At 70.0% G+C, this 24,195-nt stretch carries 25 protein-coding genes and 1 pseudogene; 9 read left to right on the top strand and 17 right to left on the bottom strand.

The annotated features are described in order from the left end of the window. Window positions 1-47: 47 nt before the first annotated feature. Both melC2 and melC1 read right to left on the bottom strand, forming a co-directional pair. Window positions 48-872 (bottom strand): tyrosinase MelC2, encoded by an 825-nt coding sequence (gene melC2 / locus ACN20J_RS04730; RefSeq protein WP_419665316.1) that lies wholly within the window; start codon window positions 870-872, stop codon window positions 48-50. Window positions 873-898: 26 nt separating this feature from the next. After that, complete coding sequence (gene melC1, locus ACN20J_RS04725) at window positions 899-1,285, bottom strand: apotyrosinase chaperone MelC1 (RefSeq protein WP_419665315.1); 387 nt, start codon at window positions 1,283-1,285, stop codon at window positions 899-901. A 338-nt stretch (window positions 1,286-1,623) separates the two neighbouring features. On the opposite strand from melC1, the gene ACN20J_RS04720 reads away from it, so the two are divergent. Both ACN20J_RS04720 and chvE read left to right on the top strand, forming a co-directional pair. Further along, entirely contained in the window at window positions 1,624-2,445 is an 822-nt protein-coding gene (locus tag ACN20J_RS04720) for an aminoglycoside adenylyltransferase family protein (RefSeq protein ID WP_419665314.1), read from the top strand. A gap of 552 nt (window positions 2,446-2,997) precedes the next feature. Then, on the top strand, window positions 2,998-4,095 hold the full coding sequence (gene chvE, locus ACN20J_RS04715; protein WP_419665313.1) for a multiple monosaccharide ABC transporter substrate-binding protein: 1,098 nt from the start codon (window positions 2,998-3,000) through the stop codon (window positions 4,093-4,095). Window positions 4,096-4,189: 94 nt separating this feature from the next. On the opposite strand, the gene ACN20J_RS04710 is transcribed toward chvE, so the two are convergent. Then, the gene (locus tag ACN20J_RS04710; RefSeq protein ID WP_190228330.1) at window positions 4,190-4,855 is read right to left on the bottom strand and encodes a Tat pathway signal sequence domain protein; all 666 of its coding nucleotides are present in this window, start codon (window positions 4,853-4,855) and stop codon (window positions 4,190-4,192) included. 686 nt (window positions 4,856-5,541) lie between these two features. On the opposite strand from ACN20J_RS04710, the gene ACN20J_RS04705 reads away from it, so the two are divergent. After that, window positions 5,542-6,234 (top strand): DUF6230 family protein, encoded by a 693-nt coding sequence (locus tag ACN20J_RS04705; protein ID WP_189839140.1) that lies wholly within the window; start codon window positions 5,542-5,544, stop codon window positions 6,232-6,234. Next, window positions 6,234-6,629 (top strand): DUF6114 domain-containing protein, encoded by a 396-nt coding sequence (locus tag ACN20J_RS04700; protein ID WP_189839141.1) that lies wholly within the window; start codon window positions 6,234-6,236, stop codon window positions 6,627-6,629. The genes ACN20J_RS04705 and ACN20J_RS04700 overlap by 1 nt, the downstream gene beginning before the upstream one ends. A 40-nt stretch (window positions 6,630-6,669) precedes the next feature. Here ACN20J_RS04700 and ACN20J_RS04695 read toward each other — a convergent pair whose 3' ends face one another. Next, window positions 6,670-7,296, bottom strand: coding sequence for an alpha-ketoglutarate-dependent dioxygenase AlkB (locus tag ACN20J_RS04695; protein WP_419665312.1), 627 nt, complete (start codon window positions 7,294-7,296; stop codon window positions 6,670-6,672). A gap of 141 nt (window positions 7,297-7,437) precedes the next feature. Between ACN20J_RS04695 and ACN20J_RS04690 the strand changes: the two genes are divergently transcribed. From ACN20J_RS04690 to ACN20J_RS04680, 3 genes are all read left to right on the top strand, one after another. Further along, complete coding sequence (locus ACN20J_RS04690; protein ID WP_419665311.1) at window positions 7,438-8,049, top strand: dihydrofolate reductase family protein; 612 nt, start codon at window positions 7,438-7,440, stop codon at window positions 8,047-8,049. 179 nt (window positions 8,050-8,228) lie between these two features. Continuing rightward, window positions 8,229-8,981 (top strand): DUF1963 domain-containing protein, encoded by a 753-nt coding sequence (locus ACN20J_RS04685; protein WP_419665310.1) that lies wholly within the window; start codon window positions 8,229-8,231, stop codon window positions 8,979-8,981. A gap of 282 nt (window positions 8,982-9,263) precedes the next feature. Beyond that, window positions 9,264-10,433: a DNA gyrase subunit B gene (locus ACN20J_RS04680; protein WP_419665309.1), complete on the top strand. Its 1,170-nt coding sequence runs from the start codon at window positions 9,264-9,266 to the stop codon at window positions 10,431-10,433. Window positions 10,434-10,519: 86 nt separating this feature from the next. Here the strand turns inward: ACN20J_RS04680 and ACN20J_RS04675 are convergent, their stop codons facing one another. Next, window positions 10,520-10,891, bottom strand: coding sequence for a VOC family protein (locus ACN20J_RS04675; protein ID WP_419665308.1), 372 nt, complete (start codon window positions 10,889-10,891; stop codon window positions 10,520-10,522). A 144-nt stretch (window positions 10,892-11,035) separates the two neighbouring features. Then, on the bottom strand, window positions 11,036-11,404 hold the full coding sequence (locus ACN20J_RS04670; protein WP_189839147.1) for a DUF6479 family protein: 369 nt from the start codon (window positions 11,402-11,404) through the stop codon (window positions 11,036-11,038). A 440-nt stretch (window positions 11,405-11,844) separates the two neighbouring features. Between ACN20J_RS04670 and ACN20J_RS04665 the strand changes: the two are divergent. Then, window positions 11,845-12,633: pseudogene (locus ACN20J_RS04665) on the top strand (RNA polymerase sigma factor SigF); the annotation flags it as partial. A 161-nt stretch (window positions 12,634-12,794) separates the two neighbouring features. Here ACN20J_RS04665 and ACN20J_RS04660 read toward each other — a convergent pair. Further along, window positions 12,795-13,091 carry an ANTAR domain-containing protein gene (locus tag ACN20J_RS04660; protein WP_246575112.1) on the bottom strand — a complete coding sequence of 99 codons (297 nt, stop codon included), beginning with the start codon at window positions 13,089-13,091 and terminating at the stop codon, window positions 12,795-12,797. Between the two features lie 343 nt (window positions 13,092-13,434). Here ACN20J_RS04660 and ACN20J_RS04655 point away from each other — a divergent pair, with 343 nt between their 5' ends. After that, window positions 13,435-13,608 carry a CsbD family protein gene (locus tag ACN20J_RS04655; protein ID WP_189839150.1) on the top strand — a complete coding sequence of 58 codons (174 nt, stop codon included), beginning with the start codon at window positions 13,435-13,437 and terminating at the stop codon, window positions 13,606-13,608. Between the two features lie 101 nt (window positions 13,609-13,709). Here the strand turns inward: ACN20J_RS04655 and ligD are convergent, their stop codons facing one another. From ligD to ACN20J_RS04605, 10 genes are all read right to left on the bottom strand, one after another. Then, complete coding sequence (ligD, locus tag ACN20J_RS04650; protein ID WP_419665307.1) at window positions 13,710-14,720, bottom strand: non-homologous end-joining DNA ligase; 1,011 nt, start codon at window positions 14,718-14,720, stop codon at window positions 13,710-13,712. Between the two features lie 143 nt (window positions 14,721-14,863). Next, window positions 14,864-16,294: an Nramp family divalent metal transporter gene (locus tag ACN20J_RS04645; protein ID WP_361891781.1), complete on the bottom strand. Its 1,431-nt coding sequence runs from the start codon at window positions 16,292-16,294 to the stop codon at window positions 14,864-14,866. 91 nt (window positions 16,295-16,385) lie between these two features. Then, complete coding sequence (locus ACN20J_RS04640; protein WP_419665306.1) at window positions 16,386-17,336, bottom strand: phosphoglycerate dehydrogenase; 951 nt, start codon at window positions 17,334-17,336, stop codon at window positions 16,386-16,388. Further along, the gene (locus tag ACN20J_RS04635) at window positions 17,333-18,550 is read right to left on the bottom strand and encodes a sialidase family protein (RefSeq protein ID WP_419665305.1); all 1,218 of its coding nucleotides are present in this window, start codon (window positions 18,548-18,550) and stop codon (window positions 17,333-17,335) included. Before ACN20J_RS04635 ends, ACN20J_RS04640 begins: the two co-directional genes overlap by 4 nt. Then, window positions 18,547-19,344 carry an HpcH/HpaI aldolase family protein gene (locus ACN20J_RS04630; protein ID WP_189839155.1) on the bottom strand — a complete coding sequence of 266 codons (798 nt, stop codon included), beginning with the start codon at window positions 19,342-19,344 and terminating at the stop codon, window positions 18,547-18,549. Before ACN20J_RS04630 ends, ACN20J_RS04635 begins: the two co-directional genes overlap by 4 nt. Before the next feature lie 165 nt (window positions 19,345-19,509). Next, a complete protein-coding gene (locus ACN20J_RS04625) occupies window positions 19,510-20,490 on the bottom strand; it encodes an aldo/keto reductase (protein ID WP_214665949.1) in 981 nt (326 codons plus the stop codon). Beyond that, entirely contained in the window at window positions 20,487-21,488 is a 1,002-nt protein-coding gene (locus tag ACN20J_RS04620; RefSeq protein WP_419665304.1) for an ATP-binding cassette domain-containing protein, read from the bottom strand. Before ACN20J_RS04620 ends, ACN20J_RS04625 begins: the two co-directional genes overlap by 4 nt. After that, the gene (locus tag ACN20J_RS04615; protein ID WP_361913722.1) at window positions 21,485-22,345 is read right to left on the bottom strand and encodes an ABC transporter ATP-binding protein; all 861 of its coding nucleotides are present in this window, start codon (window positions 22,343-22,345) and stop codon (window positions 21,485-21,487) included. The genes ACN20J_RS04620 and ACN20J_RS04615 overlap by 4 nt, the downstream gene beginning before the upstream one ends. A 3-nt stretch (window positions 22,346-22,348) precedes the next feature. Continuing rightward, complete coding sequence (locus ACN20J_RS04610) at window positions 22,349-23,260, bottom strand: ABC transporter permease (RefSeq protein WP_189839158.1); 912 nt, start codon at window positions 23,258-23,260, stop codon at window positions 22,349-22,351. Between the two features lie 3 nt (window positions 23,261-23,263). Then, a complete protein-coding gene (locus ACN20J_RS04605) occupies window positions 23,264-24,193 on the bottom strand; it encodes an ABC transporter permease (protein ID WP_055615027.1) in 930 nt (309 codons plus the stop codon). Window positions 24,194-24,195 lie beyond the last annotated feature (2 nt).

Below are 24,195 nucleotides of genomic sequence, written 5' to 3'. Positions count from 1 at the left end.
TGCTGTGAGGCAGAGGGCGGGCCCGCGTTGTTGTCAGGCTGCGGCGGTCAGGCCGTGTCGAAGGTGTAGTGCCTCGTGTGGTCCAGCAGGTCGGCGGGTGTGGAGTCGTTCCACGGCTTCATGGTCTCGCCGCGGTCGACGACGTCCGGGGTGCCCGCGAGGGGCAGGTAGCCGGAGGCCGGGTGTCTGCGCTGCCACTCGGCCCACAGCTTGTCCACGTACGCGTGGTGCAGCCAGAAGACCGGGTCGTTCGGGGAGACGCCGGTGGCCATCTGCCCGCCCACCCACACATGGACGCGGTTGTGGAGGTTGACTCCCCGCCACCCCTCCAGGTGGTTGCGGAAGCCGTCGGACGCGCTGTTCCACGGCGCCATGTCGTAGGTGGACATGGCCAGTACGGAATCGACCTCGGCGGGAGTGGGCAGTTGCCGGCCGCTGACACCGAGCGAGCGGCGCAGATACGTGCGCGTGTCGACGCGTACGGATATGGGCCAGTTGCCGGTGGACGCGGCGAACGGGCCGTCCGTGACGCGTCCGTCGACGGAGCGGCCCGTGCCGCCGAGGAAGTCCGGCCCCCACAGGGCGGCCCGGGTTGTGCGGTCGGCGCTCCAGTCCCAGTACGGCAGTGCCACCGAGGCGTCCACCGACTGCAGCGCCCGCTCGAACTCCAGGAGGAATCTGCGGTGCCAGGGCAGGAAGGAGGGTGAACGGTGGCCGACTCGTTCGCCGTTGTCCGTGTCGCCGAGGATGAACGCGTTGTGGGTCGTGACGAAGCTGTCGTACCGGCCGGTGCGCTTCAGCTCGATCAGCGCGGCGACCAGCCTGCGCTTCTCGTCGGCCGTCAGGTTCGCCTGGTTCTTGCGTACGGTCATTGCAGTGAACTCCGGTGCTTTGTCGGTCAGTTGAACGGGACGAGGGGGGCGCCCTGGAGCTCCTCGACGGCGGCACGGGCCGCCGCGCGCGGGTTCGGCACCGGGTCGTAGTGGCTCACGACGCTGATCCAGGTCCCGTCGGCGTTGCGCATCACGTGCAGCTCGACGCCGTCCACGAACACCGCGTAACCGGCGCCGTGATGATGGCCTCCGCCGGACGGCCGGCCCTGTATTCGACGACCCCGGTAGACCTCGTCGAAGTCGAAGGGTGCGGGGGCGGGTGCGGGGGTGGGCCCGCCGTGGTGGTGCTCCGCGGCGGAGGCCCGCGAAGGTGAGACCGCGGTGAACGCGCCGACGGTGACGGCCAGTCCGGCCGCGCCCCGCAGTGCGCGGCGGCGAGTGGGATCGGTCATGCGGATACGTCCTTGTACTCGGTCCGGCGGCACGTGCTGTCGCATATGCCGCCGGAATTGGGTCAATTGACGATTCGTATGCCTATCGGGCCCTTGGGGGAGCGGGGAAACCGCGTCGACCCGGTTGGCTGTGATCCGGACAATTGGCTACATGTCATACAAGGTTGAACAAGGGTGATCTTGCTGTGGAGAGGGCTCGCGGGGGCTCCTGCCAGGGAACTTTGTTTCTCGGCACGGCTCGTGGCGGTGATCTTCCGGGTTCCCTCGCATCCCGTGGTGTCGATCACGCCCGGAAACTGACGTGAATGCCCACCCTCGGTCCGCCTACGATCCGTGCCGTGACCGACGACCAGTCCCAGCTCGACCAGGTCCTCCGCCTGGTGCACGACGTGCTCGGTGCGGAAGTGGCAGGCGTCTTTCTGCACGGCTCGGCCGTCCTCGGCGGCCTGCGGCCCGACAGTGACCTCGACGTGTTCGTCGTCGCCCGGCGACGCATGACGGACCGCGAGCGACGGAACCTGCTCGATGGGCTGCTCTGGATCTCCGGCCGCGGCGCCCGGAACGGAGAGCCGGGCCGGCCGGTCGAGCTGATCGTCGTCGCCCAGGGGGACGTCCGGCCCTGGCGGTATCCGCCGCGCTGCGAGTTCCTCTACGGCGAGTGGCTGCGCGAGGAGTTCGAACGGGGAGAGGTGCCCGCCCCGGCGGTCATGCCCGATCTGGCGCCGCTGATCACGATGGTCCTCCTCGGGGACACCCCGCTCTTCGGGCCGCCGCCCGCGCGGCTCCTCGACCCCGTGCCGCACGACGACCTCCGGCGCGCGATCGTCGCCGGGGTGCCGGAACTGCTGGCCGACCTCGCGTCGGACACCCGCAACGTCCTGCTGACGCTCGCCCGCGTCTGGACGACCCTCGCGACCGGCACCGTCACCTCGAAGGACGCGGCGACCTCCTGGGCGCTCGACCGCCTCCCGGACCGGCACCGGCCCGTACTGGTCCGCGCGCGCTCCCTCTACCTCGGCGGCCGGGACAGCCTCGCGGAGCCCTCCGATTCCGAAGTGCCCGCAAGCGAGTCGTGGGACGGTGAGATGCAGGCGGTCCGTGCGCACGTCGATGTCGTTGTCCGCGCGATCGAGCAACTAGCCGAGCGGGACGAGCGCTAGGAACCGGATCGTCCACATAAGGTCGCAAGTGGCGATCACCCTGGCCAGACCGATCGTGCGCCGTCGCAACTAATGTGATGAAAGAGCGCCACGGGGGGCGTGCACCGGGATACGCTCCCCGCGCACCCACGTTCGAGTCCGCGCCCGTGGGGGCCGGTCATCCCCGGCCTGGTCGTGTGCGGGTTCAGCGGGGCCCGAACGCGAGAGACATACCGTCCGGTCTGACGCTCAACCCCTCACCGAGACCCGGTGAGATCGGCCGATCCCGGAAGGCTCCACGCGCCCGGGCACCGGCCAACCTTGGCGTCCGCCACCGGTACGTACGAGCAGTACGAGCCCTTCCGGTGCGGCGCCCCGAACCCCCTTGTCAAGGCAGCCCCGGCGCGACCTCGGCACCGAACAACGCACAACGGCCTCCGCCCTGGAACCGTGCGCTGCGGACGTCTCCCTCACGATCTGCCGTACCGGCCGAACGTGGACGACGGCCCTCGGCCGCCCGGCGCACACGCGGCCGCCGAGTCCCACCGACTGCCTGTCACCCAGTGAGGAACAATGAGCATGCGCGCCCGCACCACCGTAGCTGCGGCAATATCCACGGTCCTGACCCTCTCTCTCGCCTCATGCGGTGAAGGTTCCGACGCCGGCAGCGGTGACGAGACCGCATCGGTGGGCATCGCGATGCCGACGAAGACGTCCCAGCGGTGGATCGACGACGGTCGGAACATGGTCGACGAGCTCAAGGGGTTCGGCTACAACACCACCTTGAAGTATGCCGACAACGACCCGAAGAACCAGGTCGCGCAGGTGCAGGCCATGATCGACGACGGCGTGGACGCCCTCGTCATCGCCTCGGTCGACGGACGCGCCTTCACCGACGTCCTGAGCAAGGCGAAGGACTCCGGCATCCCCGTGATCTCCTACGACCGGCTGATCCTCGGCAGCGACGCCGTCAACTACTACGCGTCCTTCGACAACGTGAAGGTCGGCTCGCAGCAGGCCGACTTCATCGTGGAGCAGCTGGGACTCGTCAACGGCAGCCGCAAGGGCCCGTTCACCATCGAGCTCTTCGCGGGTTCGTCCGACGACAACAACACGCGCTACTTCTTCGACGCCTCGATGGAGGTGCTGGAGCCGTACATCCAGAACGGCGACCTGATCGTCAGATCCGGGGAGACCGATCTCGACCAGGTCACCACCCAGCGCTGGGACGGCCCCACGGCGGAGAAGCGCATGAACAAGATCCTCGACTCGAAGTACAACGGCCAGACCATCGACGCGGTCCTCTCGCCGTACGACGGAATGTCCCTCGGCATCCTCAACGCGCTGAAGGAGCACGGGTACGGAGGTGCGGGGAAGCCGCTGCCCATCGTCACCGGGCAGGACGCCGAGGCGCCCTCCATCAAGTCGATCGTGAAGGGCGAGCAGACCCAGACCATCTACAAGGACACCCGCGAGCTGGCACTGGTCACCTCGTACATGGTCAACTCCGTCGTCCACGACAAGAAGCCGGCGGTCAACGACACCAGGACGTACGACAACGGCAAGAAGGTCGTGCCCGCGTACCTCCTGGAGCCCGTGAGTGTCGACAAGGGCAACTACGAGCAGGTGCTCATCGACTCGGGCTACATGAAGAAGAGCGACCTGAAGTGAAGTGACCTGAGGTGAAGTGAACCGTGAACGCCTGTGGGGCGGGGAGAATTCTCCCCGCCCCACAGGCGTTCGTCATGAAGGCTGCCGGTCGGCGTCAGTTGACGAAAACCGCCGGGCTGTCGGCCTGCGTGGTGTCGGTGACCGGGGCGTACTTGGCGGTGAAGAATCCGTTGCTGAAGCACAGCGACGAGCCGGAGAACTTCGTGAACTGCTGCTTGCTGAACGAGATGCTGTTGTCGGCGTTGTCGGCCGTGCCGGACAGGCTGGGCGCCCGGTAGACACAGGTGATGCTGCCGAGGAGCGTGCGCAGTACGACGGTTGTCTGGATGGTCGAGTCGGCGGGCGGGGTGATGGTGACCGAGCCGTCGGAGCCCACGGCCGAGGTGTAGGGCAGGTTGTCGACCTTGATGCTGGTGACGCCGAGCACGCCGATGACGTTGCTGGTGCAACTGCTGCTGTCGAAGGTGTGCTCGGTGACCGACTCGGTGGCCGTGCCGGGCGCCGTCGGGTTGTCGACGACCGAGGCGACGAACTTCGACGACGTGCAGGAGAGGCCGCTCGTGCCGGTGCTGCTGGAGTAGAGCGTGGCGCTGGTGCCGGCGGCGAGCGAGGAGTTGAGTACGGCTCCGGCCGCGACGGCCGTGCCACCGGCGCCACCGGTGGTCAGGACCGAGCCGTCCGCCGCGGAGGCCGGACCGGCCGCCGAGAGGGCGAGCGCCGTGACGGCGGCGGACAGTGCGAGGGAAGTCCGAGTACGCATGCGGGTGCCTCATTCCGAGAGTGGGGTGGGGGAGTTGGGCCGCCACCGGCCCGTCGCGCCTTCTCCGTACGCGACGGACCGGCGGTGGCTGCCGGGAGATCGGCCGGAGGCGTCGATGGACGGCCTCCGGCGCGGGACCGGCGGTAGGGCGACCGGGCGCGGTCCAGGAGGGGGAAATTGACCGTGCCGGTGCCATGGAGGAGTGGATGCGGGCCGCACGTGCGATCGGCCGGCCGTGGGTCGGGTCTGCCGACCACGTGACCGGGCCTGCCGACCGTGTGACGGGATGGAGCCCGGGAGTCGACGTGCGCCGCAGGACGGATCCGGCGCCACGGATCCGTGCTAACCAGGGAGAGTTGTAGACCTGAGTGATGTTCAACGTCAAGGTCCGGCAAGGAAGTTGACTAATGTTCAAATGTCGCGCGCAGTACGGGAGTTGACGTTGGGCACGCGGCGGAGGGTGGCTCTCCACGCCTCCGTCACATCTCCGACTTCCTTTTTCCACAAGGTGCTTGACCCTCGTCGCTTACCGGGGGTAACTTCCGTCGCGGTTACTGCTGCGTAACGAGAAAGCCCTTGCGCCCGCCGGGAGGTGTGAGGAGGCGTACGCCGTAGGCGCTGTCCGCGCCAGGACAACGTGCCACTGAAGCCCTACCCGCACTGATACATGCCCATGGGAGCAGAAAATGGCCTCGTCCTCGGACGCCACCTCGTCAGCCGGTTCCACCCCCGAGCCCTCCGAAGGGTCAGAAAGCGGTTCCATCTCGGAGAGCCCCGAGGGTGCCGAGAGACGCGGGCGGGTCCGTCTGCGCCGCGCCGCGGTGATGGCGGTGCCTGCCACCGCGGTCGCGGCCGGCCTGATGATCCTGACCGCCCAGGGGGCCCTGGGCGTGCAGTTCGCGATCTCCGGCATGCCGTTCACCGTCACCGCGACCAACCTCGACGGCGAGGGCTTCGCACAGTTCGGCGGTCTCGACCAGATGGCCCCGGGCAGCCCCAACGAGGGTGACACCGGCGGCCAGGTCCTGGTGGTGGTCTCCGCGATCAAGAAGGCGACCCTCACCAAGCTCTGTCAGAGCGTCGACCTCGGCGGCACCAACCTGCTCATCAGGGCCGGCGAGGGCAGCCAGAAGGTGTCCGCGGTCAACCTCACCACCGACTCCACCGAGCTGTCGGGCGACGCGTCCTTCGACAACATCGAGATCGGCAACGACGCCAGCACGCTCGACAAGTCCCATGCGCAGGGCCCGAAGGGCGTCTTCAGCCAGCAGGCCGACACCGTCCACATCGGCAACCTGCGGCAGACCAACTACGCCACCACCGCGGCGGTGTTCAAGCTTCCCGGTCTGAAGCTGAGCTTCAGCGACAAGGGCTGCTGATGGTCGCCTTCCGGCGCTGGCGTGCGGCCCGTCCTTTCTGGGGCGGGCTGCTGCTCGCCCTGGGCGGGGCGGAGATCCTGGTCACGGAGAAGGCGTCGCTGAAGGTCGTCATGCACATCGGCATGCAGGGCCTGGCCGGCTACCTCCTGCCGACCCTGATGCTGATCCTCGGCCTGTTGATCCTCTTCAACCCCACCCAGCGCCTCTTCTACTCGATCCTGGGTGCCCTGCTCTCCCTGGGGACCTGGGTCACCTCGAACCTGGGCGGCTTCTTCATCGGGCTCGTCCTCGGTGTCGTCGGCAGCTGCCTGGCCTTCGGCTGGCTGCCCGACCAGGAACCGCGGCGCGCCCGCTCGTGGCGGCGTCGTCGGCAGGAGCCGGTCCCTCACCCGTAGCGCGTCGGGGCGCCGTGTCGGGCGGCGCCCCTGCGGAAGGTCACTGCACGCCGTGGGGGCGGAACTGGACGCTGATCCGGGGACCCGCCGCCCGAGCGCTCTTGGAGATCGCGTGTTCCCAGGTGCGCTGGCAGGAGCCGCCCATCACGATCAGGTCGCCGTGCCCTAGAGGGCGCCGCACCGGGGTGCCGCCCCGCCTGGGCCGTAGCAGCAGGTCGCGCGGAGCGCCCACGGACAGGATGGCGACCATCGTGTCCTCGCGAGCGCCCCGGCCGATCCGGTCCCCGTGCCAGGCCACGCTGTCCCGGCCGTCCCGGTAGAAGCAGAGCCCGGCGGTGGTGAACGGTTCCCTCAGCTCGTCGGCGTAGTGTGCGGACAGGGTGTCGCGTGCCTCGTCCAGGACGGGGTCCGGCAGCGCGTCCTCGGCACCGTAGAACGCGAGCAGTCGCGGTACGTCCACCATGTGCTCGTACATCTGTCGCCGCTCGGCCCGCCAGGGCACCTCGTCGGCCAGCCGCGCGAACAGTGCGTCCGCCCCGTGCAGCCAGCCCGGCAGGAGATCGATCCACGCCCCGTCGCCGAGCACGGTCCGGCGCAGCCCGTCGAGCGGGCCGAGGCGGACCTCGTCGGTCTGGTCGAACAGTGAACCCTGGAGGTGCGTGGACATGCCTCCAGGGTAACCACATATTCGAATGTGTGTGCTATCTGGGATCGTGGCTGGGACAAAGTCAGGGAGCCTGTCGAATGCGCCGGGTCCCGATCGACGCAAGGGTGAAGGCAGCACCTCCAGGACTCAGGAGCACCCATCGTGACCGTGACCGCGGATATGGCCATCTCCCTCGACGGCTACATCGCCGGCGCCAACGTCGCCATCGACAACCCGGGAGGCGACGGCGCCGAGCCGCTCTTCGAATGGATCCACAACCTGGCGAGCTGGCGGGAGCGCCAGGGCATGACCGGCGGGGAGGAGAACCGCGACTCCGAGCTGATGCGCGAGTGGTTCGACGCCACCGGAGCGGTGGTCATGGGCAGGATGATGTACGACACCGGCGAGGAGTTCTGGGGCGACAACCCACCGTTCCGCGCCCCGGTCTTCGTCCTCACCCATCGGCCCCGCCCGACCCTCGTCAAGGAGGGCGGCACCACCTTCATGTTCGTCACCGACGGTATCCACAGCGCGCTCGACCAGGCGAAGGCAGCCGCGGGCGATCGGAACGTCGACATCGCGGGCGGGGCGAGCACGGTGCAGCAGTACCTCAAGGAGGGGCTCATCGACGAGCTGCAGCTGCACGTGGTGCCCGCGCTCCTCGGAGAGGGACTGCGGCTCTTCGAGGGGCTGGGCGCCGGGCGGCGCCTTGAGCCGGTCAGCGTGGTCGGCACGCCCCTGGCCACCCACCTGAAGTACCGCTTCGTGAAGTGACGAAGTGACGAAGTGACGAAGTGACGAAGCGACCGGGCTTCGTGCCCACGCTGCTGCGACCGACCCCAACACGTCGCCGGTGTCTGCCGGTTGGGCCGGAGCGGCGTCGGCCTGCGGGGCCCGCGACCGGTCCACTTCGTCGCGGGAGGGGGCGTGAGCGGCGCTGGCATACTCTGCGAATGACATCGATGGATCCGTTCCGAAACGAAGCCCGCAGCCGTGGTTTACCCGAGGACGAGGTCGAGCGGTGGCTCGACACCGCCCGTCGCAGCGCGATGCTGGGCCTCGCCGCTGAGGCGCCTCTCGCCGGCCCGCCGGAAGGCTCGCTCGCCGGACGGCTCGGCGGATTGCCGCCGATGCCGAATGACGAGCCCGTTCCGGACCTGCCGTTCCTCGCCTCGGTCGACCTCGCGGCCGTCCCACCGGGCACCACGGACCTCCTGCTGCCCGAGGACGGCACGCTGCTGTTCTTCGCCGACACGGAGGACCCGTGGAGCGGCGACGACTGGCACCGGCTCGTGTACGTCCCGGTCGGCACGCCCGTCTCCGAACGCGAGTCCGCCTGCGAGTGGCTGCCGGAGGTCCGGCCGGCCCGGGACCTGCATCTGACGATCAAACCCTCGCTGCCCAACCGCGGTTCGGACACCGAGGAGTTCCCGCACGGCGGCGAGCTGGGTTCAGTGTGGTGGAAGACCTGCGGCGAGATGACGACGGACGGGCCGGTGCAGATAGGCGGCTTCCCCTGGGTCTGGAACTCGGATCCCCTCACGGACCACGACCACGGCCCGGGCGACTGGGTGATGCTCGCGGAGGTCGGGGGTGACGGCGTGACCGAGGGTGATCTGGGCGTCGTCCACTGGGTGATTCGCCGGGACGACCTGGCCGGCCGCCACTTCGACCGGGCCCGGGCCCACTTCGACATGGTCGGCTGACGCGGCGTTGGCCGCGGTACGTTCCCTTTGGCTCGTCGTGCTCCAAGTGGCTTTCCCACGTATTGGAATTGAGGGGCTCAGAGGCGCGCGGAACGGGGTCGTACGCGGCTTCGGTGGCCCCTCCGGCGCGTTCAGGGCGTGGTGCGCGGGCCCTGAGTCGACCGTTTCCGGGCGGGCCGTCATCCGCCCGTCCGCGGCCTCGGTGAAACCGCTCTGACCTGGTGTTTTCCTGGATTTCTCCTAGGCTGGGTAGGTCTACCGGACGCCATGGGAGGGGTCTTTGTGAGCGGAGAAGACACGGGGTACGACGCTGCCCGGATCGAGGTGCTCGAGGGGCGGGAAGCCGTCCGGAAACGGCCCGGGATGTGGGTCGGCTCGACCGGCGAACGCGGTCTGCATCAACTGGTGTTCGAGGTCGTCGGCCGGGCCGTGAATCAGGTCCTGGTCGGCGGCAACGGCAGCGGCTTCGTCGACGTCACGCTCACGTCCGACGGCGGCGTGCGGGTCGCCGACGACGGGACGGGGGGTCCCTTCGAGGCCGCCGGGGGCGCAGCCGGCCCTGACCTGGAAGCGCTGCTGACGAGCTTCCACGCCGGGCCCGAGCTCAGTGGCCGGCACATCACGGACGTGGGCCAATTCCGTGCGGGGCTGTTCGTCGCCAACGCCCTGTCGAGCCGGCTGACAGCCGAGGTGCGGTGTGAGGGGGGCCGCCGGGTCCACGAGTACGCGCGAGGTGTCGAGGTCGCCCCGCCCGCCGATGTGGGATCCGCGACCGGAAGCGGGACGACCATCGCCTTCTGGCCCGACAGCGAGATCTTCCAGACAACACGGTGCTCGTTCGCCGTGCTGGCGGAGCGATTCCGGCAGGTGGCCTTCCTCAACCGGGGCCTGCGGATCTCGCTGACCGACGAGCGCCCGGCGGGCGGGACCCGGGCGGTGTCGTTCCGGTTCCCGGAGGGAGTACGGGACTTCGTGGCCGCCCTCGAAGCGGAGGCCGGGACGGCCGGCCAACCGGACGTCATCGGCTTCGAGCGGGAGGACCCGCGGATGGCGGGGACGATGGAAGTGGCCCTGCTGTGGACCGGCTCCCGCGAGGAACGGATACGCGGTTTCGCCAACAGCCGGGCCACTTACGAGGGTGGCACGCACGTGGACGGCTTCCGCGACGGAGTGGCGGCCGCGGTCACCGCGTACGCACGGCAACAGGGGTTGTTGGCAGCGGGCCCGGATCCCCGCGCCGACCGGATCTGCAGGAGCCTCAGGGCAGTCGTGGCGGTGAAGCTCGACCAGCCCGAATTCCTCGGCGCCACGCGCGGGCTGCTGGGCAACACCGAGGTGCGGAACTGTGTGGGGGAGGCCGTCCGGGAACACCTTGGCAAATGGTTCGAGGAGGAGCCGGAGCGGGCCGCGGAGTTCGTCGACCGAATCGTCCAGGACATCCACCAGGACTGACCAACAGGACTGAGTAACAGGCCTGAACAAATCGGCGTCCCTGCCATCGGCTGCCCCTCGTTCCGTGGGCCGAGCGGCCGTGGATGTTACTCCCGGCTGGTGTCGATGACGCAGAAGCGGTTTCCGTCGGGGTCGGCCAGCACCACGAAGTCCGGGTCCTCGGGATACAGGTGCCAGTCGACCGGCTGGGCGCCGAGGGACACCAACCGGTCGACCTCGGCGGCCTGATCCGCCGCGTCCCCGGCGTAGAGGTCCAGATGGACGCGGGGGACCTCCTGCACCGGCGTCTCACTCAGGCCGAGCGCCAGTTGGGGGCCGGTGGCCCCTTGTGGGGGCACCAGCACCACCCAGTCGTCCTCCGGCTCCTCGCGCGGGACGTACCCGAGAGCCTCCGTCCAGAATGCGGTCGCGCGCCGCACGTCCTCTACACCCAACACCACGGATCCGATCTTCAGCATGCGCCGAGTGAAGCAGATGCCCGCCGGCGAGAGGGCTCCTTTTTTGGCGTTCCGCTGCAGGCCCCGCTGCGGGTGCGGGTGCGGGTGCGGGTGCGTGTGTAGGTGGCAGGTCCGGGTCCGGATGTGCGTTGCGCGTCGTTCGCCTCAGGTTCGGCCGGGGCCTCCGCTGTCGTGGCCTCCGCCGTTGTTCTCGTTCCAGGTCGGGGGCTTCTGCTTCGCCGCGCGGCGGGTGGGGCTGTTTCCGTGGCCGGGGAGCCGGTGCGAGGTCAGCCGATGGTCGCCGCGGGGCATCTCGGCGGGGTCGCGCCGTTCGCGGACCTCGCCCACGGGGCCCGAGTCGGGCAGCCGGGGCTGTTCCTCGGGGCGGGGCGGGCCGGGCTCCTGGGCGCGGACCCGACGGCCCCACCACACGGCCCAGATCAGTCCGCCGACGAGGACGAGGCCCACCAGGAACGGCACGACTCCGCCCACCACCGCGCCGGAAAGGGCCAGTTGTGTTGCTTCTCTGTCCATCCCCGGCGAGTACCCGGCGTCGCCGGCCGAAACAGGGGTCCGGCCGCCGAGGCCCGGACGCGACCGTCGCATGCCTTCCGAATCGGCTTTTGATATCCGCGCGGAAAATTCAGGGGAGCGTGTCTCCAGGCGACTCCGTCGGCACCTCCGCCGAAATTCGTACCCCGCCGATTCGATTCACTCCTCCGCTTCGCGACCTTGCCAGTTCGTCACTTTGCGCGACCGGTCGATTATTGATTGTCGCGGCTGGTCCTCGATATTCGATGTTTCGTTTTGAAATGTCCGGGTGTGGGAAGTGGGACTGTTAGTGCTTCGGACAGGAGGCACGTCCGTGGGAGCTGGCTCCGCCAGATCGCGGGTGTGTCCAGAGCGGTCCGTGTGCGTGCTCACTCCCATGGTGACTGTCCCGTCAGCACCCTCTGAGGGAGATGCGACGCACCATGCGAATCACCGTCAGAACGAAGCAGCACCCGCACGACGACGCCCCCGACTCGGCCGAGGACTTCGTGCGCCTCGCCGCCCTGCCGGACGGACCGGAGCGGCAAGCCCTGCGTGACGAGCTGGTCCGGGCCTGGCTGCCCATGGCGAGCCGCATCGCCCTGCGCTACCGGGGGCGCGGCGAGTCCGTCGAGGATCTCGGTCAGGTGGCGGCTCTCGGCCTGGTCAAGGCCGTCGACCGCTACGACCCGGAGCGTGGCAACGCCTTCGAGAGCTATGCGATCCCGACCATCACCGGCGAGATCAAGCGCCACTTCCGCGACCACATGTGGGTCCTCCATGTGCCGCGGCGGGTCCAGGACCTGCGTAACCGGGTCCGCGCCGCGGTGAAGGAGCTGTCACAGACGACACCGGGCGCCAATCCCACCGTCGCCGAGATCGCCGCGTACACGCACATGAGCGAGGACGACGTACGGGCCGGATTCGAGGCCCTCGACAGCTTCACCGCCCTCTCCCTGGACGCCGAACTGCCCGGCAGCGACGACGGCTACGCGCTCGGGGACGCCCTGGGGGAGTCCGACTCCGGATTCGATCTCGTCATCGACCGGGAGGCCGTGAAGCCGTGTCTGGCGGCGCTCCCCGAACGCGAGCGAACCATTCTCTACCTGCGCTTCTTCCGAGGTATGACCCAGAGTCGTATAGCGGAGCAGCTCGGCATCTCGCAGATGCACGTCTCCCGGCTGCTCAACGGCTGCTGCGCCAAGGTGCGCGACGAGGCCCTCGCGGAAGCCGTGGCGGCGGCTGAAGGCGGAGGGGATGAGTCAACCGCCCGTCACGGGACTTCCCGGGCCGGGCGGCTGAGTGGCGAGCTCACTGCCGAACCCTCCCGGGAGCGGTTTGCCAGTGAACTGCCACCTCTCGAACTAACCAGTGCGCGCTGAATAAAACACCCTCATCGCAGTGGCGGTGAATCTTCCGGAAGCGATGTGGGCCCATAGCGGTCGAGAGTGTCTTCCAGCGTGGCTCGGACATCCGGCGGGAGATCGCCCTTCTGTCCCCAGACAAGGATCATCTCCGCGACGTTCCGCAGTTTGATGTTGGTGTGCTGGGACACTTCACGAAGCACGGCCCAGCCGTCCTCGGGCGTCACCCGCCCGAGTGCCACCATCATGCCGATCGCCTGGTCCACGACGGCGTGAGAGGTCACGGCCTCCTTCAACTGGCCGATCTCCTCCTGCAGTTCGGCGATCCGGGGCGCGTCCTCGTCGGGCGCGTCCTGGTCGAGCGCGGTCTGGTCGAGCGCGGTCTGGTCGGGCAGGTCGCGCCCCGGCTCATTCGCCTTCGAGCCGGCGTCCGAGGTCATTCGTTCCCCTCCGAGGTCGGAACTCCTGCACGGTCTCTCGTCGTCGCTCCACCGCGGGACTCCGTGGTTCCAGTCCATCGTCACCACTCGACCGGGCGCATGCCAGCTCGATGCCTACCCCGAATCCATCGGAATACGCACAGTGACGGATCGCTCACGGATTGCGAAGGGCGGGTGTCGGGCGCAGGGTGGTTACGCCAGTCCAACCCTCATCGAAGGACGGAAAACCATGGGTAAGTCAAAGGGCAAGGCCAAGCAGATGAAGGGCAAGATGAAGGAGACCGCCGGCCGGGCCATGGGCGACATGCCCATGGCGAACGAGGGCCGGGGTGAGCAGATGACGGGCCGTGCCCAGGAACTCGCCGCGAAGGCCTCCGAGCGCGTCAAGAAGTCCGAGCGGTAGGCCGCAGGACCCCACGCGTTGGTACGCCCCCGGACGGCCGCACAGGGCTTCGGCTCCGCGCCTGGCGGGGGCGTCCCGCCGCTCCGCCGCCCCCGGGCCGCTCAGGCGGAAGGCCGCTCGCGCACGATGTCCCGTGCCGCCTTGTCGTCGCGCAGCCCCAGGAACCGTGGATGCCGCAGCATGCCGTCCCGGGTCCACTCCGTGAACGCGATCTGCGCGACCAGTCTCGGCTCCACCCAGTGGGCGCCCGCCTCGCGCACCCGGTCGCCGAACGGCGATGCGGGGACGCGGAGTTCGTCGAGAACCTCGCGCAGTCCCAGGAGCGTACGGCGGTCGAAGCCCGTGCCCACCTTGCCCGCGTACCGCAGCCGGTCCGCCTCGTAGTGGCCGAGCAGCAGTGCGCCAAACCCGGCCCGGGTGCCGCCCCCTTCGGTGAAGCCGCCGATCACGAACTCCTGGGCCCGGGAACACTTCAGCTTGAGCCAGTCCGGTGAACGGCGGGGCTGGTAAAGGCTCTTCGCCCGTTTCGCGATCAGCCCCTCCCAGCCCCGGGCGCACGCATCGGCCAGCAACTCGGCCCCGCCCTCGTTGCGATGCGTGGTCATGCGCAGCGGCGTGCGGTACATCAGAGTCCGTCGGAGCAAAGACTTGCGCGTGCGCAACGGCAGCCGTGTCAGGTCCGCGCCCTCCAGACGGAGCACATCGAACACGTAGTACGTCACGGCGACCCCGCTCGCCTCGATGTCCCGGCGCCGGGTGAGCCCCATGCGCTGCTGGAGGCGGGAGAAGTCGGTACGGCCGCGGGAGAACGCGACGATCTCGCCGTCGACGGTGAAGTCCGTGCACGACTGCGCGGCGAGCGCCTCGACGATCTCGGGGTAGGTGTCGTTGAGGCGATTGCCGGCGCGGGAGAGGAGCAGCGTCCGCCCGTTCTCCCGGACCGCCAGGACCCGGACCCCGTCCAGCTTCCGCTCGAAGAGCCACTCGCCGGGGAAGTCGCGCCGGTCGCTCAGCGTGGCGAGCATCGGCCGGGAGGCCAGTTCCACACCGGGAGGCGCGTCACGCAGCAGCCGTCTGTGGTGGTCGGGCAGCGAGCCCAGGAGGTCGGTCATCGCCGCTCACCTCTCTCCCGCGACCTGCCGAGGGGCACGGCCGCCGCGCGCCGACCAGTCCATTCTCCGTCGGCTGGTCGGAGGCGGCCATCGGGAACTCCGGCCGCCCGACCTGCCCCTTGCTCCGTACGGAACCGGCCGGCTCAGGATCCCGTGAGGCTGATGCCGAAGACGTCCAGGACGCCGTAGACACCGAGGAACACGATCGCCGCGCTGCTGACGGCGAGTGCCACGGTCAGCCAGGGGCTGCCCCGGAAACGCTTCTCGACGCCGGTGGACCGAAGGCGCCAGGCCGCGATCACCACGGCGAGCAGGAAGACACCGCCGCCGATGCCACCGATCTGCACCATCAGCACCGGCGACTGCACGAACAGGAAGAACGACGCCCACACCGCCGGCAGGCACCAGGTCAGGATCTGGATCGTGCGCCGCCGTACGCGGACGTCGTGCCAGTCGATCACTCCGAGAAGCCCGAGCGTGTTGGTCCACAGCCGCGGCACACTGGCCGTCGACCCGACGAGCGTCGAGAAGAGCACGGTGAACGCACCGATGAGGAAGAGATACTCGGCCCAGGGACCCATCGTGTCGGTGTAGATGCGGGACAGTGTGGTGATCATCGAGTTGCCCTCGGGCACCAGTTTCTGCGGATGCAGCACGGCCGCCCCGATGACGTAGAACGAGAGGGTGCACAGCGTGCAGACCAGCCAGCCGGCGGCGACGTCCAGCCGCATCACCTTCAGCCACCCCTCGGCCCGCCGCGCACGCTCCTCGGTCCCGTCGTCCGGACCCGTCCAGCGGGCGTAGCCCTTCTCGATGCACCAGTAGGTGTACGTGGTCATCTCGTCGGCGCCGACACCGGTGATCCCGAACATGGCCAGCGCCACCCCGGCCGTGCCCGCGGGTATCAGGAAGCTGAAGCCCTCGCCCAACTCGCCGGTCCCGTAACCGAATTCGGTCAGCGGAAGCCCGAGAGCCAGTGCGACCGTGGCCACGGTGAAGATGACCACGGACGCCACGCAGAGCTGCTCGACGACGTTGTACTTGCCCGTCCTGAGCAGCACCACGGCTAGGGCGGTGACGACGACCGTCCACACCGCGAGCGAGCGGTAGCTCAGTGCCTCGCCGGTGACCGGCCACATCACGGAGCAGGCGGCCGCGGTGCCACCGATGATGCCGCCCCGCTGGAACATCTTGGCGAAGTCCATCCCGATCCACAGCCAGTTGATCCAGCTCACGGGGCCGATCCGCGGGCCGACCTCGCGGTAACCCTCAAGCGCGGTACGGCCGTTGAGGATCGTCCAGCGGGCCAGCTCCATCTGCACCCACACCTTCACCCCGGTGCTGATCACGACCAGCCACAGCAGCACGAACCCGGCGCGCGCGCCGAGCGAGGTGGTCACGATGAGCTCGCCGGAGCCGACCACGGCGGCCGACAGGACGAAACCGGGGCCGAGATGGCGCAGCCGCCCGGTGAAGGTGGTCGGCGCCTCGCGGACGTCCTCGGCGCGCAGGGCGTACGGGTCGGGCTCGGTCGGGACGGCGGCGGATGCCGTCCGGGCAGTCGTTTCAGGCATGGCGGGGTCCTTCGAGGTGTCCGGCGTCGTTGCCCGGACTCGGGGACGGGGGAGGGGAGGGCGCTGCGGGGCTTCGGGGAGGACGGACGGTTCAGTGGGCAGCGCGCAGCGGTTGCCGGCCCGCGAGGACCCGTACGACGTCTTCGGCGATCATCGCGCCCATCGTGCGGTTGGCCTCGTGGCTGCATGCCGCCATGTGCGAGGTGAGCAGGACGTTCGGGGCGGTGCGCAGCGGGCTGTCGCCGAGCGGCTCGTGTGCGAAGGCGTCGAGCGCGGCTCCGCCCAGGTGGCCTTCGACGAGGAGCGCCGCGAGTGCCTCCTCGTCGACGAGCCCGCCCCGGGCGGCGTTCACCAGCAACGCGCCCGGCTTCATGGCGGCGAGCCGGCGACGGTCCAGGAGCGGGCCCGCGCCGGACGTCGCGGGCAGATGCAGGCTGACGACGTCGGCACGGGCCAGGCAGTCGTCCAGCGGGGCGGGCGTGGCATCGAGCGCGCGGATGTCCGCGTCGTCGACGTACGGATCGTGCGCGAGGACGGTCATGCCGAAGGCGAGCGCGTAGGTGGTGAGCAGGCGTCCGATGCGGCCGAAGCCCACCACGGCCAGGGTCCTTCCGGCGAGTTCGGGCCCGAACAGCTTCGGCCACTCGCCGTGCGCCACCCGCTGGTGGGACGCGGTGATGCGGCGGGTGGCGTCCAAAATGAGCCCGAAGGTGAACTCTGCGACCGCACGGGAGTTGCTGCCGGGCGCGCACACCACGGGGATGCCTCGGGCCTGCGCGGCGGCCACGTCGATGGTGTCGACGCCGACGCCGTGCTTCGCGATGACCTTGAGCCGGTCGGCCGAGTCGATGACCTCGGCGGTGACGGCGTCCATGCCGACCACCAGCGCGTCGACCTCGGCTATCCGCTCACGCAGCTCGCTGCCCGGCAACGCGGTGTTGTCGTACGGGCGCACCGGGCCCGCGCCCGCCTGTTCCAGGATCCGCCAGGGCTCGGGGGAGTGGCGGGAGAAGGTGGGCGTGGTGATGAGCGTCGTCGTCATACGGGGAGCTCCCGGTCCGTCCAAGTCGGGCTCAGGCGGAGGTACTTGATCGTGCGGCGGTGCCGGGTGAACGCGATGTGCAGCGTGCCCTCCGGGGTCTGGACGACGGACGGGTAGGAGAGCTCGCGGTTCAGGCCGTCGCGGGAGTTGTTGGTGAGGCAGTGGCCGTCACCGGTCTCCAGGTCACGGCGTACGGGCCAGGTCAGCCCGCCGTCCGAGGAGACGGAGAGGGTGAGCGGGGCACGGGGTGCGCCCCAGAAGGCGGCTCCTGTCGCGGCGGCTGCGGTGGGTTCGTCGTCACCGGCCGCCCCGTCACCGGGTTCATGGTCCCCGGTCTCCCTCAATCCCTCCTCGCCTATCTCGTCGTACAGGGAGACGCGGCGCGCGACGGCGTCCGCGGCGCTGCTGTGGTTGTGCACGAGGGCGAGCCGGCCGTCGGCCAACGGCACGTACTGGATGGAGGAGTTGTTGTTAGGCACGTCCAGCGGACGCGGCTCGGTCCAGCTCTCCCCGTCGTCGTACGACACGCTCCGGTGCACGGCGTCCGCCCGGCGGCTGCGGAACAGGGCGAGGAGTGAACTGTCCGGCAGCGGGCGGATGTTCATGTGTACGAGTCCGGTCGAGCCCGGCACCGGAACCTCGCGCCAGCTCGTCCCGGCGTCGTCGCTGACCATCACGGAGCTGGTGTCCCGGTCGCCCGACCAGGTCTCGCCCGGCGCGGCGACGCAGCGGAAGACGGGGAGCAGCCGACGGCCCGAGGGCAGCACGGTCACCGGCTGCCGGACGAAGACCCCGCCGTCGAAGAGCGTCCGGGACGGGCCCCACGTCACACCCTCGTCGCGACTGACGCGCAGCCGTACCTCGGCGGTGTCCTGGTGTCCGGCCCGCTGTGCCGTGTGCAGCAGCCACCAGTCGCCGGCGGGGTCGATGGACAGCACCGGGTTCTGCTCGGACCGGGTGTCGTCGTGCGACAGCTGCACAGGTGTCGACCAGACGTCACTATCGGGGTCGAGCCGCGAGAACCACACCGAGATGTCCGCGACGCCCTCCTGCGTGCCCGCGAACCAGACACAGCCCAGCCCGCCGCCCGGCAGCACGGTGAGGTTCGCGGCGTGGTTCTGCACGGCCGGCGCCGACAACTGGGCCTCGGCGCGGCCGGGTTCGGTGGGATGCGGGTGCACGACGCCGTCGGCGAGCGTCGGCGGCGACGTCATCGGACCAGCCCCGAGGCACGCGCGGCGGTGAGGTGCTGACCCGCGGCCTGCTCCAGATGTACGAGATCGCAGGCGACGGTGACATACGTGAAGCCCTCGGCGAGCCGCTTGGCGGCGCTCGCGCCGTCCGCGTTGTGAACGCCGACGGCGATCCCGGCAGCCGCGGCGGCCTCCCGCACCCTGACCAGCGCGGCCTCGAACTCGTCCGCGATCGCGGGGTCGGTGGAGGTGGCGCCGCCGAGCGCGATGCGCAGGTCGGAGGGGCCGATGTAGACCCCGTCGAGCCCGTCGGTCGCGCAGATCTCGTCCACGTTGGCGAGGCCCTGGGCAGTCTCGATCATCGCGAGGACCACGGTCTGCGCGTGGGCGTCGGCGGGGTTGGGTCCGATGCGCAGGCCCGAACGCATGGGCCCGTACGAGCGCCTGCCGAGCGGCGGATAGCGTACGGCGGCCACCGCCGCGGCGGCGTCCTGCGCATTGTCGACGAGCGGGACGATGACACCGGCCGCGCCCGCGTCCAGCGCCTTGCCGATCGGCATCGGGTCGTTGGCCTCGACCCGGACCAGACCGACGGCGGTCGACCCCTTGGTGTCGATCGCGGTCAGGGAGGCCAGCACGCCCGCGTACTCCAACAGCCCGTGCTGGGCGTCCAGCGCCACATAGTCGTAGCCGAGACGGGCGATGCGCTCGGTCGAGACCGGCGAGTCGAGGACGGACCAGTAGCCGACCAGCGGCTCACGGGCGCGCAAGGCGGCCGCGAACGCGGCGGGGGTTCCGGGGGAGGGGGTGGACATGAGGGCTCCTTCGGGATTCGTACGGTTCAAGCGTTTCGGGCGACCGACAGGCGGCTTCGCGGTTGTGGAGGGGGACGCCCCTTCAGGGGCGCGGGGAACTGCGCGACCAGCCACGAACGACCCGCGCCCGGAGTGCTGCCCGGTAGCGGGACCACAGCGTGACGGTCACCGGTTGTACGCAGGCATTGGCCCACGCAACCCCACCCCGACCTCGTCACAGGCCGCCATCACATCGGCCGGCAGCGGACCGGCCTGCGCGGCGGCGATGTTGGCGAGCAGATGCGCGGTCTTCGACCCGCCGAGCAGCAACGCGTCGGTGGAGTCGCGGCTCAGGAGCCAGCGCAGCGCGAGGTCGGTGAGCGGCATGCCGGCGGCTTCCGCGACGGCGGCGAGCCGGTCGACGGCGGAGAAGAGGCGCTCGTCCCAGTAGCGCTCCCGGTACATCGCGGCCACCCGGGAATCCCCGAACCGCCCTGATTCCGGGGCCTGTTCGAAGCGGTGCCGACCGGTGAGCAGGCCCCCGCCGAGCGGGTTGTAGACCATCGTGCGCAAGCCGCTCACGGCGGCGTACTCGACGTACTCCTCCTCGATGCGGCGTGCGAGCAGATTGTGCAGCTGCTGGGCGACGACGGGACGCGGCGCGCCCACCTCCTCGGCGGTGCGCACGAGTTCGGCGATCTGCCAGGCCGCGTAGTTGGAGACGCCGAGGGCACGGATCTTGCCCTCGGCGGCGAACTCGGCAACGGTGGCGAGGGTTTCGGCGATCGGTGTCGCGCGGTCGGGCTGGTGGAGGTAGAAGAGGTCGACCGAGTCGGTGCCGAGCCGCTTGAGGCTGCCCTCCAGGGCGGCCCGCAGGCCGGCGGCGGAGAGCGGGGCGTGCTCGCCCTGGTCGGGATGCGGGATCCCGGCCTTGGTCGCCAGGACGATCCGGTCGCGCCGGCCCGGCAGGAGCCCGGCGAGGATGCGTTCGCTCTCGCCGCCCGCGTAGCCGTTGGCCGTGTCGACGCCGGTGATGCCGGCGTCGAGCGCGGCGTCGAGCATGGCCGCCGCTCCGGCGGTGTCCACGGTGTCGCCGAACGTCATGGTGCCGAGGACGAGCCGGGAGAGCGGGACAGGGATGTTCGGCAGGGTGATGCCGGTGGTCACGAGCGGTTTCCTTCCGATGCGGGTGTGGTGGGAGAAGCGGGAGAGGCAGATGAAGCAGGAGAAGCGGGAGCCACAGAAGCCACAGGAGACGGGGAGGTCGGAGAGGGCGGGGACGACGTGTCGGGCGCGGCAGACAGAACGGCCCGGGGCTTCACACCTCGGATCGTGGTCGGGTCGAGGGAGGCGCGGCGCAGCGCGCGGGTGTACGGGTCGGCGGGCGAGGCGAGCACGGCGGCTGTCGGTCCTGTCTCCACGACCCGGCCCGCGCGCATCACCACCACATCGGTGCTGATCTCCCGGACGACACCGAGGTTGTGGGCGATGACGAGATAGGCGATGCCGGTGTCCGCCTGCAACTCCCGCAGCAGATCGAGCACTTGGGCCTGTACGGAGACATCGAGGGCGGACGTCGCCTCGTCGCAGACGAGGAGGTCGGGCCGGGAGGCGAGGGCCCGTGCGATGCCGATGCGCTGGCGCTGGCCGCCGGAGAACTCGGGCGGTCGTCGGTCCAGGGCCGAGGACGGCAGGCCGACCCGGTCGATCAACTCGGTCGCACGTCTGGCGCGTTGGGCTCTGTCGGAGACTCCGGCCACCCGCAACGGTTCGGCGACGATCTGCTGGGCCGTGAGATGGGGATCCAGCGAACCGTACGGATCCTGGAAGACCATCTGCACCCGCCGCCGCAGCGGACGCAGCCGCCGCTCGGGCAGGGCCGCGATGTCGGTGCCGTCCAGGACGATCCGGCCGCTCACCGGCTTGAGCAGCCGCACGAGGGCCCGGGCGAGGGTCGATTTTCCGCAGCCGGACTCGCCGACCACGGCGAGCGAACCCCCGCGCGACACCTGGAAGCCGACCCCGTCGACAGCCTTGAACGGCCCCTTCGCGGTGGCGTACTCGACGACGAGTTTCTCGACGGAGAGCAGCGGCCCGGCCGCCGAGGAGCTGCCACTGGTCGTCCCGTCAGCGGTCCCGTCGGTCACGGCGCTGTTGTCGGTCATGACGCTGCTCCCTGCACCAGGGGTTCGATCCGCCCGTTGCCGTCGCCGTCCTCGTCCCACGCGCCGAGGCGCGGCACGGCGGCGAGCAGCTCGCGGGTGTACGGCTCGGCCGGCCGCTCGACGATCTCCTCGGCGGAGCCCGACTCGACGAACCGCCCGTCCTTCATCACATGGATACGGTCGGAGACGAGCCGTGCCACCCCGAGGTCGTGCGTGATCATCAACATCCCGATGCCGGTGTGTTCCTGAAGTTCCATCAGCAGATCGAGGACGCTCGCCTGCACGGTGGCGTCCAGCGCGGAGGTGGGCTCGTCCGCCACCAGCAGCTCCGGTTCGGCGGCGAGCGCGGTCGCGATGAGGATGCGCTGCAGCATGCCGCCGGAGAACTGGTGGGGATACGCCTTCCAACGGGTCTCCGGCTCGGAGATCCGCACCCGGCCGAGAAGCTCGACTCCCTTGTCCCGGGCCTCGGTTCGGGTCAGGTCCGGGTGGCGCAGCCGCAGCGCGTCGCCCAGCTGACGGCCGATCGTGTGCACGGGACTCAGGGCCGTCATCGGATCCTGCGGGATCAGCGACACCGTCCGCCCACGCACCGCACGCGCGGCGTCGGGATCGGCCACGACGTCCCGCCCCGCGATCCGGACGCTCCCCGACAGCACGGCGAGGCCCTCGGGCAGCAGTCGCAGCACGCCCATCGCCGTGGTCGACTTCCCCGACCCCGACTCGCCGATCAGGGTGACGGTCTCGCCCCGGCGGACGGTGAACGTCACCCCGTCGACCGCGCGCACCACGCCCTGCCCGGTGATGAGTTCGACCTGTAGGTCCGCCACGTCGAGCAGCGGTGTGTCCTCGGCCATGGCTCACGCTCCCTTCCGCAGGCGGGCACGCGACCCGGTGCGCGTACGGTCCCGAAGCCCGTCCCCGAGCAGATTGACCCCGACCACCAGCACCACGATGACCAGTCCGGGCAGAGTCACCAGCCACCACGAGGTGGTGATGTAGTCCTGGCCGTCGGAGATGATCCGGCCCCAGGTCGCGAACGGCCGCTGCGGGCCCGCACCCAGGAAGCTCAGCGCGCTCTCCAGCAGCACCGCCTGCGCGAGCAGCAGCAGAACGACGAGGCTCGCCGGACGGACGACGTTGGGGATCACATGCCGTACGAGGACCGACCAGGAGCGCAGTCCTAGGACGCGGGCGGCGGCCACGTACGGCTTCTCGCGTTCGACGAGGACGAGCGAACGGGTCAGCCGGGCCACCTCCGGCCACTGCGCGACCGCGATCACACAGGTGATGACGGTGACGGACGGCCCGAACAGGGCGACCACGAGAAGCAGCATCATCAGCAGGGGCAGGGCGAGTTGGGCCTCCAGGAACCGGGAGACGAGCGCGTCGACCCAGCCGCCGAAGAACCCGGCCGCCGAGCCGGCCGCGATGCCGATCAGACCGGAGACCAGCACGGCGAGTACACCGACGGTCAGGGAGACCTGGCCGCCGTGCAGGACCCGCGACAGCAGATCGCGGCCCAGCTGGTCGGTCCCGAACAGATGGCCCTCGCTCAGCGGCGGCAGCCTCCGCCGCGACAGGTCCTGGGCGTTCGCCCCGGGCAACGGCAGCAGTCCGGCGAGGGCCACGGGCAGCACGACGAGCGCGGTGCACACGCCTCCGGCCCACAGCTTGAAACGGGCGCCGCGCCGCTGCCGGGTCGCGGTGGCCCGGGCGAGATCGCGGGCGGTGACGGCACTGGGCCGCCCGGTGCCTACGGCGGTACTCATGGTTCAGGCCGCCTTTCCGAGGCGTACCCGCGGATCGAGCAGCGGATAGGCCAGGTCGACGAGGAGTTGGACGAGGATCGCGAGGGTCGCGGTGACCAGCACGGTGGCCTGGATGAGCGGATAGTCGCGGGTCTCCAGAGCGCGTACGACGAGGGAGCCGACCCCGGGCCAGCCGAAGACGACCTCGACCACCACCACACCGTTCAACAGAGCCGCGAAGCGCGTACCGAGCGCGGTGACCAGTGGCACCGAGGAGTTCGCGAGCGCGTAGCGCCAGGTCAGCGCGGACTCCGAGACACCCCGGGAGCGGGCGACCGTGACGTACGAGGAAGCCAGGGCGGTGGACATCTCGCGACGCACCAGCCGTGAGATCAGGGCGAGTTGGAGTACGGCCACGGTCACCGTCGGCAGCACCAGACCGCTCCACGAGGTGAACCCGGACGCGGGAAGCACCGGCACGAGCACGGCGAAGACGGTCAGCAGCATCACTCCGGTCCAGAAGTCCGGCATCGACTGACCGGCGATGGTCAGCACGTTCGCGCCCAGCTCCCGGCGCGTGTCGGCGCGGCGGGCCATCCACACACCGAGCGGCACGGCGACCAGTGTCGTGACCGCGATGGCGGAGACGGCGAGCGTGATCGTGTACGGCATCCGGTCCAGGACCACGTCCAGCGCGGGGGAGTGGAAGGAGTAGCTCGTTCCCAGGTCCCCGGTGAACAGGTCGCGGACGAAGTAGCCGTACTGGACGAACAGCGGCTCGTCGAGGCCGAACTGCTCGCGGATCCGGGCGAGATCGGCGCTGGTCGCGCTGGGCGCGGCGTACGCGGAGGCGGGATCGCCGGGCGCGAGCCGCACCAGCAGGAAGACGGTGGTGAGCGTGAGGAACACGGTCAGCAGGCTCTGCCCGATGCGGCGGGCGAGATACGTCGGCACGG

This window comes from Streptomyces sp. 2-1 (assembly GCF_048564895.1).
Lineage (GTDB): Bacteria > Actinomycetota > Actinomycetes > Streptomycetales > Streptomycetaceae > Streptomyces > Streptomyces phaeochromogenes.
The sequence above is the reverse complement of the archived record's forward strand: the minus strand, read 5'-3'. Positions and strand labels throughout refer to the sequence as shown.